Origin of the sequence: Nosocomiicoccus massiliensis, assembly GCF_000438455.1 — a bacterium.
Lineage (GTDB): Bacteria > Bacillota > Bacilli > Staphylococcales > Salinicoccaceae > Nosocomiicoccus > Nosocomiicoccus massiliensis.
Window position 1 is genome coordinate 1 of sequence record NZ_CAVG010000097.1, and the last position, 14,099, is coordinate 14,099.

The window sequence follows — 14,099 nt, forward strand, 5'->3', positions numbered from 1 at the left end:
ACAGTTTATACACATGTGAATAACTTTGATATATCAATGAGTTTTCCACTTATCCACATATTCACAGTGCCTACTACGACTTTTACTATTTTTATATATAATATATAGAATAAAAGGAGTTATCATATGCAAATACAAATTCAACGTGCTTATTTCACAGAACAACTAAACGACGTATTAAAAGCAATATCAAATCGTACAACACTTCCTATTTTGTCAGGAATTAAAATAGAAGTATCTTCTGACAAATTAGTACTAATAGGGAGTAACGGAGAGATTTCAATCGAGATTACAATTCCAACAGAAGTAGATAACGAAGAAATTTTAACAGTAACTGAACCTGGTGAAGCAGTATTACCTGCAAGATTTTTCACAGATATCATTAAAAAATTAGATGGAGATTACGTCCAATTAAAATCAACAGATCAATTTGGAATTCAAGTGAGTGGCGGTAAATCTAATTTCGTCATTAGTGGCTCAAATCCAGATCAATACCCACTACTTCCTGAAGTCAATAACGAAGAAAGTATTAAAATCGCAGCATCTGTTTTAAAAACGATTATTAATGAGACAAACTTTGCAGTATCAAGTTCAGAAACTCGCCCAGTTTTAACTGGTGTTAACTGGCAATTCTTTGATGATTCACTGCATTTTACAGCGACAGATTCACATAGACTTGCGCTACGTAAGTTAAATGATAAAGAAAACTCTATCGAAATTAGTAATGCGATTATTCCTGGTAAAGCATTACACGAACTAAATAAAATTATCGAAGATAGTGAAGAAGATGTGGAAATTAACTTCTCACAAAACCAAGTATTATTTAAATACGGTCATTTAAGATTTATTTCTCGTTTACTAGAAGGAAATTATCCTGACACGTCAAGATTGTTCCCAGAAAACTTCGAGACAAAATTAGTGATCAATAACAACGAATTTTTAAAAGCGATTGACCGAGTGTCATTACTTGCACTTGAGGGTGGAAATAGCGCGATTAAAATGACAATCGACAATAGTCGTGTGCTTTTATCATCAAATAGTCCAGAAATTGGAAACGTAGAAGAAGAAGTCGGTGCACTTAATTTAGAAGGTGAACCGCTACAAATCTCATTCAACTCAAGATATATGATGGACGCGCTACGTGCAATCCCTGAAGAAGAAGTTTCAATTGAGTTCTTTGGAACGATGAAACCATTTACGATTCAATCAAGTACATCAAACGATGTTGTTCAATTAATTTTACCAATTAGAACTTACTAAATTTATAAGCTATATGCCTCATGTTTTAAAATATGAGCATATAGCTTTTTTAATTGTTATTAAGTAGGTGGAGTACAAAATAATATAAAAGCGCTCTATGACCCTTAAAATAGCGATTAAGATGAAAATACACTGAAAATACTGTATAATATAAACAATACGAGGAGGAAAAACAGATGGAAATCGTTCAATTAAGTGATGGAATTATTACAATCGGTCAATTTTTAAAACACCAGTCTATTATTCAGTCTGGCGGAGAAGCAAAGTGGTTTCTTGCAGAGAATGAAGTGTATTTAAACGATGAACCCGAAAATCGTCGTGGTAAAAAGCTTCATCATGGTGACGTCCTCGATCTAGGTGAGTTTGGAGTATATCGAATAGAGTATGTAGATGAAACTATCTAGTATACATTTAGATAATTTTCGTAATTACGAGTCATTGTCACTCGACTTTCACGACAAGTTGAACGTTTTTATCGGAAAGAATGCACAAGGAAAAACCAACCTACTCGAGTCGATCTATTGTCTCGCAACGACAAAAAGTCATCGTACGACGCGTGATAAGGAAATGATTCGAATGAATCAAGATGAAGCGCTAATTTCTGGATATGTAGAAAATAGATTTAGTGAAATACCGATATCACTTTTACTTTCTAAAAGTGGAAAACGTGCAAAAATCAATCATATTGAGCTGGCTAAATTATCTCAGTATGTCGGAGCGCTGAACTGTGTATTATTTGCACCAGAAGATCTAGAGATTGTTAAAGGTGCACCAGAAGTACGTCGTAATTTTATCGATGTAGAGTGTGGTCAAATTTCTAAAATATATTTACAAAGCTTATCAGACTATAAACGTGTCTTAAAACAAAAGAACTTGTATTTAAAAGAGCGACACGTCGACAAAATGATGGTCGAAATCTTTAACGAACAACTCGTTGAAGCAGCATTAGAAATCATTAATAAGCGCGAAGCATTTGTTGAAGCGTTAAATGAGTATGCAAAACAAATACATAGCGACATTTCCAATAATAAAGAAAATTTAACAGTTGAATATCGTCCAAACATTAAATGTTTAGAACTTAAAAAAGAAGAACGATTACAGTTTTTAAAAGAAACTTATGAATCTGTAATCGATAATGAAATAGAACGTAGACAATGTTTAATCGGTCCACATCGAGATGATTTAAAATTTTATATTAATGATATGGATGTGCAGACATACGGTTCACAAGGTCAACAACGCTCGACTGCGTTGTCTTTAAAACTTGCAGAACTCGATGTTATCGCAAATGAAATTGGAGAGTATCCAATTTTACTGTTAGATGATGTACTCAGTGAACTTGACGAGCACCGTCAAGCACACCTACTAACGTCGATACGTAACCGTGTACAGACGTTTGTAACGACGACTTCAATTAGTGATATTAACCATCAAATTATGGATGAAATGAATCTATACACGATTGAAGAAGGTACGGTTAAAAAATAGCGGAAGGTGACAAAATGGCAGAACAAAGACATGAATCTTATGATGCAACCCAAATACAAGTACTTGAAGGTTTGGAAGCAGTAAGAAAACGTCCGGGTATGTATATCGGCTCGACGTCTTCTAGAGGGTTACACCACTTAGTGTGGGAAATCGTCGATAACTCTATCGACGAGGCGCTCGCTGGCTATGCATCAGCAGTCGACATTATATTAGAAAAAGATGGCTGGGTAAAAGTTATCGATGATGGACGTGGTATTCCAGTCGATATTCAAGAATCGATGGGACGTCCAGCGGTTGAGGTTATTTTAACAGTCCTTCACGCAGGAGGTAAATTCGGTGGCGGTGGATATAAAGTATCTGGTGGTCTACACGGTGTAGGATCTTCAGTAGTAAACGCCTTATCCGAGTCATTAGAAGTATATGTTCATAGAGATAATAAAGTGCATTTCCAAAGTTATACACGCGGAGTGCCTGATGCTGATTTAGAAGTCATCGATAAAACAGACAAAACAGGTACTGTTATTCGTTTCAAAGCAGATGCTGAAATATTTACAGAGACACAAGAATATGAAGTTGAAATACTCGAAAAACGTGTGAAAGAACTCGCGTTTTTAAATAAAGGTTTAACAATTCGTCTAAAAGATGAACGAACATCAGATGGTGAAACATATGAGTACCACTATGAAGGTGGTTTAAAGTCATATGTTGAAGAACTAAACAAAAATAAAGAAATCTTAACTGAAGAAGTCATCTATCTAGATGGTGACAAAGAAAACGTTGAAATTGAAATATCTATGCAGTACCACAGAGGTTTTTCATCGAACGTTTTAACATATGCAAACAATATCCACACTTATGAAGGTGGTACGCACGAAGAAGGATTTAGACGTGCGTTAACACGTGTCATAAATAACTACGGATTTAGTCAAAATATTTTAAAAGAAAACGACGAACGTTTATCAGGTGAAGATGTTAGAGAAGGTCTGACTGCAGTTGTGTCAATTAAACATACAGATCCTCAGTTTGAAGGACAGACAAAAACTAAGTTAGGTAACTCTGAAGTGCGTTCGATTACAGATCAATTATTCTCTGAAGGGTTTGAACGTTATTTACTAGAAAACCCACAAGAAGCAAGAATGATTGTCGAAAAAGGAATTACCGCACAACATGCGCGTGTTGCAGCACGTAAAGCACGTGAAATGACGCGACGTAAATCCGCTTTAGAAGTATCGAGTTTACCAGGAAAACTAGCAGACTGTTCATCAAAAGACCCGAGTATTTCTGAGCTATTTATCGTTGAGGGTGACTCAGCAGGTGGTTCAGCAAAATCCGGTCGTAACTCGACAGTCCAAGCGATTTTACCGTTACGTGGTAAAATTTTAAACGTTGAAAAAGCGCGACTCGACCGCATATTAGAAAATAACGAAATTCGTGCGATTATCACAGCGCTCGGTACTGGAATTGGAGAAGAGTTTGATTTAGAAAAAGCCCGCTATCATAAAGTTGTTATTATGACAGACGCAGACGTTGATGGTGCACATATCCGTACACTATTACTCACGTTCTTCTATCGCTTTATGCGTCCGTTAATTGAAGCAGGGTATATTTACATTGCACAACCACCACTTTATAAAGTAGAGCAAGGTAAGAAAAAACATTACGTCTATGATGACGAAGCGCTTGAAGAACTACGTCGTACCCTACAAGAAACACCAAAAATCTCAATTTCACGTTACAAAGGTCTCGGTGAAATGAACGCCGATCAGTTATGGGAAACGACGATGGACGAAGAAAATCGTACACTCTTACAAGTTGAGTTGTCAGATGCGATTGAAGCGGACCAAGTATTTGAGATGTTAATGGGTGACATCGTAGAGTTACGCCGTGAATTCATTGAAGAAAACGCAAGATATGTAGAAAACTTAGATGTTTAAGGAGGAAATTTAATTGGCTGAACATAGTAATATTCAACCCGTAAATATTAGTAAAACGATGAAGAGTTCCTTCTTGAGCTATGCGATGAGTGTTATCGTATCACGTGCGTTACCAGATGTTCGAGACGGATTAAAGCCAGTACACCGTAGAATTTTATATGGTATGTATGATAACGGTATGACGAACGACAAGCCGTTTAAAAAATCAGCACGTATCGTCGGAGACGTAATGGGTAAATATCACCCACATGGTGACTCTTCAATTTATGAAGCGATGGTGAGACTCGCACAAGACTTCTCAACACGTTATCCACTCGTTCACGGTCAAGGGAACTTCGGTTCAATGGACGGTGACGGAGCGGCTGCACAGCGTTACACAGAAGCAAAAATGTCGAAAATCGCGATGGAACTGTTAAGAGATATTAACAAAAACACGATCGATTTCGCACCAAACTACGATGAAACAGAACGTGAACCGGTCGTATTACCGGCACACTTCCCGAATTTACTCGTCAATGGTGCGTCAGGAATCGCTGTCGGTATGGCGACAAATATACCACCCCACAACTTAGTAGAATCTATTGATGGCGTCCTTGTCCTTTCAGAAAATCCGGACATTACGACGCTAGAGTTAATGGATATTATTAAAGGACCTGATTTCCCAACAGCAGGACTGATTATGGGGCGCTCTGGTATTAAAAAAGCATATGAAACAGGTCGTGGTTCGATTATTATGCGTGCGAAATGTACGATTGAAGAAATGAAAAACGGTAAAGAACGTATCGTCGTTTCTGAAATCCCGTACCAAGTAAACAAAGCACGTTTAGTCGAAAAAATCGCAGAACTTGTACGCGATAAAAAAATCGAAGGTATTACAGATTTACGTGATGAAACGTCACTTCAAGAAGGCGTAAAAATCATCATTGAAATTCGTCGCGATCAAAATGCGAACGTTATATTAAACAACTTATATAAACAAACACCTCTACAATTATCGTTTGGTGTGAACATGCTCGCTCTTGTAAATGGTGAACCTCAAACACTTACGTTAAAAGAGATGTTATATCACTATCTTGAGCACCAAAAAGAGGTCGTCACAAGACGCACAGAGTTCGATTTAGATCGTGCGAAAGCACGTGCACACATTTTAGAAGGACTGATGATTGCACTCGATCATATCGATGAAATCATCGCTTTAATTCGTGCATCAGAAACAGATGAAGAAGCTAAATTAGGCTTAATGGAGCAGTTTAGTTTATCTGAAAAACAAGCACAAGCGATATTAGATATGAGATTACGTCGCCTTACAGGTTTAGAGCGCGACAAAATCCAATCAGAATACGATGAGCTTATGAAAACTATCGAATCACTTCAAGCTATTTTAGATTCTGAAGATAAACTCTTAGAACTTATCCGTAAAGAATTAATTGAAATTCGTGATAAATATGGTGATGAGCGTCGTACAGAAATCACTGCAGGCGCAATTGATATCGAAGATGAGGATTTAATTCCAGAAGAACAAATCGTCGTCACGTTATCTCATAAAAACTATATTAAACGTCTTCCAGCTGACACATATCGCGCACAAAAACGCGGTGGACGTGGTATTCAAGGTATGAATACAGTGGAAGATGACTTCGTTGAAAAAATCGTCGCGATGTCGACACACGATTATTTATTATTCTTTACGAATAAAGGTCGTGTATATCGACTAAAAGGATACGAAGTCGCGGAATTATCGCGTCAATCTAAAGGTATTCCAATCGTTAATATGATTGAAGTGGATAAAGACGAAAAGATTACGACGATGTTATCGGTTAAAGATAAAGACGGAGATATGGATGGCTATCACCTACTATTCGTTACGCGTAACGGTCTTGTGAAACGTACGAAACTATCAGAATTTAACCGTATTAATCGTAACGGTAAAATCGCAATTACATTTAGAGATAACGATGAATTACTCGCAGTTCGTCTTACAGACGGTCAATCAGAAGTAATCATTGGATCTAAACAAGGACAACTCATTCGTTTCGATGAAAACGACGTTCGTTCTATGGGACGTACGGCAGCAGGTGTACTTGGAATGCGTCTACGTGACGGTGATGAAGTCGTTGGAATTGATATATTAAAAGAAAATCAACACGTGTTAGTCGTGACAAATAAAGGTTACGGTAAACAGACGATTGAAAGTGCGTATCGTCAAACGAAACGTGGCGGTCTCGGAGTTAAAACGATTCACTTAACTGAAAAAATCGGAGAACTCGAATCTATCGCTGCGGTTGACGGAGACGAAGATTTAATGGTCGTTACAAATCGAGGTGTCATTATTAGATTCGCGATTAGTGATGTATCGATTACTGGACGTAGTACACAAGGTGTTCGTCTAATGCGCTTAGATGAGTCTAACGACGTTGCTACTGTAGCGGTCGTTAAAGATGTTGAAGCGGATATTGAAGACGAAGTAGAAAATACCGAAGAATAAATTAAAAGTTGGAGATTTTCTCCAACTTTTTTTTGATTTTAAAAAATGTAAGCGTTATACTGTTGTTAAATTCAGAGTTTTAAGGAGGAATTGAGTTGGTAGTTTTAAAATTAGATGGAAGCGCTTTAGAAATTGAGGATATTAAATCATTTTTACAACATGAAAATTCTAAAGTTGAAGTGACTGAAGACGCGTATAAAAGAGTTCGTGCATCAAGACAAATCGTTGAAAACATCATCGATAATGAACGTACAATTTACGGAATCACAACAGGTTTTGGACTCTTTAGTGACGTCTTAATTTCAAAAGAAAAAACATCACAGCTTCAAACAAATCTTATTCGCTCTCATGCGGTTGGTGTTGGAAATTATTTAAGTGAAAATACTGCACTACTCATGATGGTATTACGTTTAAATACAATGTTAAAAGGACATTCAGGCGTGAGAACAATTCTCGTCGATCAGTTAAAAACATTTATTAACGAAAGAATTATTCCAGCCATTCCAGAACAAGGTTCTTTAGGTGCTTCAGGAGATCTCGCACCGTTATCTCATATGGCACTTCCACTAACTGGTGAAGGTGAAGTGTTTAAAGACGGTAAAGTGACTACGACTATTGAAGTGTTAAATGAAAAACAAATCGAACCAATTGAACTCGCTGCAAAAGAAGGTCTCGCTTTAATTAACGGTACACAAGCGATGACAGCAGTTGGTGTCATTACATATATCGAAGCAGAAAAACTCATGGAAGACAGTTTATGGATTTCATCTTTAACACATCAAAGTTTACGTGGTATTACAGACGCATACGATGAAAAAATTCACGTTGCACGTGGATACGATGAGCAAATTTATGTTGCGAAAAAAATGAGAGATTATTTAAAAGACTCAAAACTGACAACACATCAAGGTGAATTACGTGTACAAGATGCATACTCGCTTCGTTGTATTCCACAAGTGCACGGCGCAAGTTTCCAAACGTTAAAATATGTAAAAGAAAAGTTAGAAATTGAAATGAACGCTGCAAATGATAACCCATTAATATTTAGTGAAAACGAAGTCTACTCTGGTGGAAACTTCCACGGACAACCGATCGCTATCGCAATGGATTTATTAAAAATCGGTGTCGCAGAAATTGCGAACATTTCAGAAAGACGCATCGAGCGTTTAGTAAACCCCGATTTAAACGACGGATTACCAGCATTTTTAAGTCCAGAAGATGGACTACAGTCAGGTGCAATGATTTTACAATATATGGCGGCAAGTTTAGTGTCAGAAAACAAAACACTCGCACATCCAGCATCTGTTGATTCAATACCGTCTAGTGGAAACCAAGAAGACCACGTTTCTATGGGAACTATCGGTGCAAGACACGCTAGAGACATTGTTGAAAACGTCCGAAACGTCCTTGCGACAGAATTATTCATCGCATTAAGTGCTGTAGAAATTCGCGGCGTGGACAAATTATCACCAAAAACGAAAGAAAAATTTGACGAATATAGAAAAGTCGCGACGTTTATCGACCAAGATCGTAAATTCTCAGACGATATCAAACAACTATCACTCGCATTACGTGCTATTCAAAGTATTTAATCGGTCTTTTTTTATGTCGTGAACTATTTTAAATTTCAAGGAGTGTTAAATTATGTCAAGAAATATTCGAGCTAAAAAAGGTTTAGAAATTGAATGTAAAGGTTGGGAACAAGAAGCAGCTTTACGTATGTTATATAACAACTTAGATCCTGAGGTTGCTGAGCATCCAGAGAATTTAGTCGTATACGGTGGTATCGGTAAAGCAGCGCGTAACTGGGAAGCATTTGATGCGATTGTAGATACGTTAAGAAATCTTGAAGACGATGAAACGATGCTCGTTCAGTCTGGTAAACCTGTTGCGGTGTTTAAGACGCATGACGAGGCACCACGCGTACTTTTATCTAACTCAGTACTCGTACCTAAGTGGGCAAACTGGGAACACTTTAATGAACTCGATAAAAAAGGATTAATGATGTACGGCCAGATGACGGCTGGATCTTGGATTTATATCGGGTCTCAAGGAATCGTTCAAGGGACATACGAATCATTTGCAGAGCTTGCGAACCAGCACTACGGTGGTAGTTTAAAAGGAACGATTACGTTAACTGCTGGACTTGGTGGTATGGGTGGTGCACAACCTCTCGCGGTATCGTTTTGTGATGGTGTGTCGATTACTGTTGAGGTCGACAAATCTCGAATTGAAAAACGAATTGAGACTGGATACTGTGACGTCATGATTGAAGACTTAGACGAAGCATTAAAAGTCGCTGAAGAAGCGAGAGATGAAGGACGTAATTTATCGATTGGATTATTAGGAAACGCTGCAGAAATTTTACCTAAAATTTTAAATAGCGATACGAAAATCGACGTCGTTACAGACCAAACGAGTGCGCATGACCCATTAAACGGTTATGTACCTGAAGGATACTCGTTAGAAGAAGCAAAAAAACTACGCGAAGAAGATCCTGAAAAGTATGTAGAGCTATCTACAGCTTCTATGGCAAAACACGTTGAAGCGATGCTCGGATTTAAAGAAAAAGGCGCAGTTGTTTTTGATTATGGAAACAATATACGACAAGTTGCGTATGATTACGGCGTTAAAAATGCGTTTGACTTTGGAGGATTCGTACCACTATTCATTCGTCCGTTATTCTGTGAAGGTAAAGGACCATTTAGATTTGCGGCGTTATCTGGAGACCCTAAAGATATCGAAGCGGCAGATAAAAAAATGCGTGAGTTATTCCCGGATAATGAAAAGTTAATTCGTTGGTTAGATATGGCTGAAGAACGCATTCACTTCCAAGGATTACCATCACGTATCGCTTGGTTAGGATACGGTGAACGTGCGAAAATGGGGTTAGCATTAAACGAAATGGTTCGTACAGGAGAAATTAGTGCACCAATCGTTATTGGACGTGACCATTTAGACTCTGGTTCAGTTGCAAGTCCAAATCGTGAAACTGAGTCCATGAAAGACGGAAGTGACGCAGTTGGTGACTGGGCAGTATTAAATGCGCTAGTGAACACAGCAGCAGGAGGTTCATGGATTTCATTCCACCACGGTGGTGGTGTTGGTATGGGATACTCACTACACGCAGGAATGGTCGTCGTTGCAGATGGAACAGACAGAGCAGCGAGACGATTAGAAAGAGTATTAACTACAGATCCGGGTATGGGAGTAGTAAGACATGTTGATGCTGGATATGATATCGCAATCGAAACAGCGAAAAAACACAACATGAATATACCAATGTTAAAGGAGAATAAATAATGTCGACAACAATTATTAAGAATATTGGTGAGTTAGTATTACCAAAGAAATCAACACGTGCATTAAAAGGAAAGAGATGGACGAGTTATTAATCGTGAAAGACGGAATGGTCGTCATTGAAGACGGTAAAGTCATATATAGTGGTGAAAAGACAGATGAATATACAGCAGATCAAGAAATTGACGCTGAAGGTAAACTTGTCACACCTGCTCTAGTCGACCCTCATACACACGTCGTTCATGGCGGATCCCGTGAGCACGAATTAGCGTTAAAAATTCAAGGTGTCGATTATTTAGAGATTTTAGAACAAGGCGGCGGTATTTTAAATACTGTTGAAGCGACTAAAAAAGCATCGTTTGAAGAGTTGTTAGAAAAAGCATCGAAAAACATTATCCGTATGATTCAGCACGGTGTATTAACAGTAGAATCAAAAAGTGGATATGGTCTCGATTTAGAAAATGAATTAAAGCAGTTAAAAGTATCACACGCACTTGAAGAAAAGTTTCCAATCACAATGAAACATACGTACTTAGGTCCACACGCAGTACCTAAAGGTCGAGAAAACGAAGAATTTTTACAAGAGATGACAGATTTACTTCAAAACGATGAAATTAAAAAACTATCTGATTTTGCAGATATATTTACTGAAACAGGTGTTTTCAGCGTTGAAGAGTCAAGACGTTATATGAAAGCAGCTAAAGAAGCGGGATACGATTTAAAAATCCATGCAGATGAAATCGATCCACTCGGTGGTTTAGGTCTTGCTATCGAACAAGGTGCAGTCAGTGCAGATCATTTAGTCGCCGCTTCAGATAAAGATAAAAAAGCATTGAAAGATAGCGACACAATCGCTGTACTTCTACCAGGTACAACGTTCTATTTAGGAAAAGATGACTATGCTGATGCACGTGGAATGATCGATAACGGTGGAGCAGTAGCTCTTGCGACGGACTTTAACCCAGGAAGCTGTGTGACAGATAACTTACAAATGATTATGACAATCGGTGCAATCAAACTTAGAATGACACCAAAAGAAGTATGGAACGCTGTAACAGTAAACGCAGCACACGCAATTAAAACAGATCGTGGTACGTTAGATGCTGGAGATGATGCGAACCTCGTCATTTGGAACGCACCAAACCACAAATACGTACCGTATCATTACGGTGTAAACCATGCGTCAAAAGTAATTGCTAATGGTCAAGTTGTGTTTGAGCAACCTGGACTTAACATTTAGTCATTGTTGAAAATAACGAAGAAAATTATTATAATAAAAGTAATCAAATAACATTTACTTGTGAGATGCAGTAACATCTGCCCTACTTTTAGAGAGACTATGGTTGGTGAGAATAGTTAGTAAGCGATGTGAATTTCTATCTCTATTACAGCAAGTAAACGAAGTTCACTTCGTTTTAAAATGAGATGCATACGTTAAACGTATGTAATTAGGGTGGCAACGCGTATATAACCACGTCCCTTTTGTATATTGGGGCGTGGTTTTTTGTATCTACAAGTAAATTTAGGAGGAAAATAAATGTTAGATATTAAGTTTATTCGTAACAACACAGATGTTGTAAAAGACAAAACAAAAAAACGTGAAATGGATCCAGTCGTTATCGATGAGATTATTGAGTACGATGAAAAACGCCGTACGTTATTAAAAGAAACGGAAGAGTTAAAAGCTGAACGTAATACTGTATCTCAAAACATCGCAGAAAAAAAGCGTAACAAAGAAGATGCAGATGCGGATATTCAAGCAATGCAAGAAGTCGGTAAACGTATTTCTGAAATCGATAATGAGTTAAAAGAAGTAGAATACGAATTACACTATCGTTTAGACCGTGTTCCAAATTTAATTGACGATGAAGTACCTGTTGGTAAAGATGACTCTGAAAACGTTGAAGTACGTCGTACAGGTGAACAGAAAACATTTGACTTTGAACCAAAAGCACATTGGGAACTTCTTGAAGAGCTTAAAATGGCAGATTTTGAACGTGCATCAAAAGTCTCAGGATCACGTTTTGTATATTTAACAGGTGAAGGTGCGCGTTTAGAACGTGCGTTAATTAACTTTATGTTAGATGTCCATAGAGAAAATGGTTATAAAGAAATGATGACACCACAAATCGTTCGTGGAGACGCAATGTACGGAACAGGACAATTGCCAAAATTCGAAGAAGATTTATTTAAAATTCAAGACGAATCAATGTACACTATTCCAACTTCAGAAGTAACATTAACAAACTATTTTGCGAATGAAATCTTACAAAGTGAAGATGTGCCGACAAAGTTTGCAGCAGCAACAGCATGTTTCCGTAGTGAAGCGGGTTCAGCTGGTCGTGATACGAGAGGACTTATCCGACTTCACCAATTTAATAAAGTTGAAATGATGCGCTTTGAAAAGCCAGAAGATTCATTTGAAGTGTTAGAAGAAATGACACGTCATGCTGAAAATATTTTAAACTTATTAGAAATCCCACACCGCACAGTTATTTTATGTACGGGTGATATCGGATTTGGTTCAGCAAAAACGTATGACGTTGAAGTTTGGTTACCACAATACGGTGACTACAGAGAAATTAGCTCAATTTCAAATATGACAGATTTCCAAGCACGCCGTGCAAACATCCGCTTCAAGCGTGACAAAGATTCAAAACCTGAATATGTACACACGTTAAACGGAAGTGGTTTAGCTGTTGGACGTACGATGGCAGCAATTATTGAAAATTATCAAAATGAAGATGGAACAGTAACTATCCCAGAGGTACTAAGACCTTACATGGGTGGTCAATCTATCATCGAAAAGGTATAATAATAATATTGAATGCTCCTATTTCATAGGAGCATATTTTTATAAGCTTAGGGTGTGTAATTTTGAAACAAGATATACCTTATTTAAAAGTCGCATCAGCAATCGCTGTGAGTTTAATATTATTTTTATTAACCGACTTTACATTTATACTCGGATTTTTACTCGTTCCGTTTGTCATCTATTTATTATTAGATATTAAGTTCAAATCTGATCGTACATTCTTTATAACGGTCTTCATCATATGGATTCCAACGCTATACGGTTTTTCAATACTATCATTTGTGATGTTTATCGTTATCGTGTGTTCAGTCTTATTACTTGAAGGTACGTTGAAGCAACGTTTCACACAAGAAGTGACACTTACATATTTAACGTTTTTAATGGGTATATTATCTTTATCTAGTGTGCTTATTCTTCAAGCATTTAAGGTAATACCATCTTTTGGAAATATAGAGTCACGAATGATTGCGTGGTACACAGAACAGTTAAATGACGTATCGAGCATTACTGGTCAAACATTCGATACAGAAATGATTATTCAGTCTGTAAAAGGATTTTTCACATTAATTCCATCACAATTTTTTGTGGTGAGTTTTGTGATTGCACTCTATACGGTACTAATGATTCGAGTATTAGTCACAGACAAAACTCAACTTTGGACATATGTACCATTTAGTAAATGGGTTTTCCCGAGAAATATCGCTTATATTTATTTTGGATTTATGATCTTAACGCTATTTCAAAATACGTTAAGTGATGCAGTTTATGCGATTGTCATGAACTCAATGGTAATTTTAGAGTGGATTATATACATACA

At 37.4% G+C, this 14,099-nt stretch carries 9 protein-coding genes, 1 pseudogene and 1 other annotated feature; all 10 genes and pseudogenes read left to right on the forward strand.

The window, feature by feature from the left end:
• Positions 1-126 precede the first annotated feature (126 nt).
• Complete coding sequence (gene dnaN / locus TJ68_RS04370) at positions 127-1,260, forward strand: DNA polymerase III subunit beta (protein ID WP_040928955.1); 1,134 nt, start codon at positions 127-129, stop codon at positions 1,258-1,260.
• A gap of 176 nt (positions 1,261-1,436) precedes the next feature.
• Complete coding sequence (gene yaaA / locus TJ68_RS04375) at positions 1,437-1,664, forward strand: S4 domain-containing protein YaaA (RefSeq protein WP_040928956.1); 228 nt, start codon at positions 1,437-1,439, stop codon at positions 1,662-1,664.
• On the forward strand, positions 1,651-2,748 hold the full coding sequence (gene recF / locus TJ68_RS04380; RefSeq protein ID WP_040928957.1) for a DNA replication/repair protein RecF: 1,098 nt from the start codon (positions 1,651-1,653) through the stop codon (positions 2,746-2,748). The genes yaaA and recF overlap by 14 nt, the downstream gene beginning before the upstream one ends.
• 14 nt (positions 2,749-2,762) lie before the next feature.
• Positions 2,763-4,682: a DNA topoisomerase (ATP-hydrolyzing) subunit B gene (gene gyrB / locus TJ68_RS04385; protein ID WP_040928958.1), complete on the forward strand. Its 1,920-nt coding sequence runs from the start codon at positions 2,763-2,765 to the stop codon at positions 4,680-4,682.
• Positions 4,683-4,695: 13 nt separating this feature from the next.
• Positions 4,696-7,167 carry a DNA gyrase subunit A gene (gene gyrA / locus TJ68_RS04390; RefSeq protein WP_040928959.1) on the forward strand — a complete coding sequence of 824 codons (2,472 nt, stop codon included), beginning with the start codon at positions 4,696-4,698 and terminating at the stop codon, positions 7,165-7,167.
• A gap of 95 nt (positions 7,168-7,262) precedes the next feature.
• Complete coding sequence (gene hutH / locus TJ68_RS04395) at positions 7,263-8,759, forward strand: histidine ammonia-lyase (RefSeq protein ID WP_040928960.1); 1,497 nt, start codon at positions 7,263-7,265, stop codon at positions 8,757-8,759.
• Positions 8,760-8,811: 52 nt separating this feature from the next.
• The gene (gene hutU / locus TJ68_RS04400) at positions 8,812-10,470 is read left to right on the forward strand and encodes a urocanate hydratase (RefSeq protein WP_040928961.1); all 1,659 of its coding nucleotides are present in this window, start codon (positions 8,812-8,814) and stop codon (positions 10,468-10,470) included.
• Positions 10,470-11,707, forward strand: a pseudogene (gene hutI, locus TJ68_RS04405) (imidazolonepropionase). The gene hutU and the pseudogene hutI overlap by 1 nt, the downstream one beginning before the upstream one ends.
• 49 nt (positions 11,708-11,756) lie before the next feature.
• Positions 11,757-11,951 (forward strand) — a binding site (T-box leader).
• Positions 11,952-12,004: 53 nt separating this feature from the next.
• Positions 12,005-13,282: a serine--tRNA ligase gene (gene serS / locus TJ68_RS04410; protein WP_040928962.1), complete on the forward strand. Its 1,278-nt coding sequence runs from the start codon at positions 12,005-12,007 to the stop codon at positions 13,280-13,282.
• Positions 13,283-13,344: 62 nt separating this feature from the next.
• Positions 13,345-14,099, forward strand: a 755-nt coding sequence (locus tag TJ68_RS04415; RefSeq protein WP_040928963.1) for a DUF2232 domain-containing protein, incomplete at its 3' end; no start/stop codon positions are given.

What these genes read in the sequence shown, in the direction of transcription:
- dnaN (WP_040928955.1), top strand. Translation starts at nt 127, where the DNA reads ATGCAAATACAAATTCAACGTGCTTATTTCACAGAACAACTAAACGAC.
- yaaA (WP_040928956.1), top strand. Translation starts at nt 1,437, where the DNA reads ATGGAAATCGTTCAATTAAGTGATGGAATTATTACAATCGGTCAATTT.
- recF (WP_040928957.1), top strand. Translation starts at nt 1,651, where the DNA reads ATGAAACTATCTAGTATACATTTAGATAATTTTCGTAATTACGAGTCA.
- gyrB (WP_040928958.1), top strand. Translation starts at nt 2,763, where the DNA reads ATGGCAGAACAAAGACATGAATCTTATGATGCAACCCAAATACAAGTA.
- hutU (WP_040928961.1), top strand. Translation starts at nt 8,812, where the DNA reads ATGTCAAGAAATATTCGAGCTAAAAAAGGTTTAGAAATTGAATGTAAA.
- serS (WP_040928962.1), top strand. Translation starts at nt 12,005, where the DNA reads ATGTTAGATATTAAGTTTATTCGTAACAACACAGATGTTGTAAAAGAC.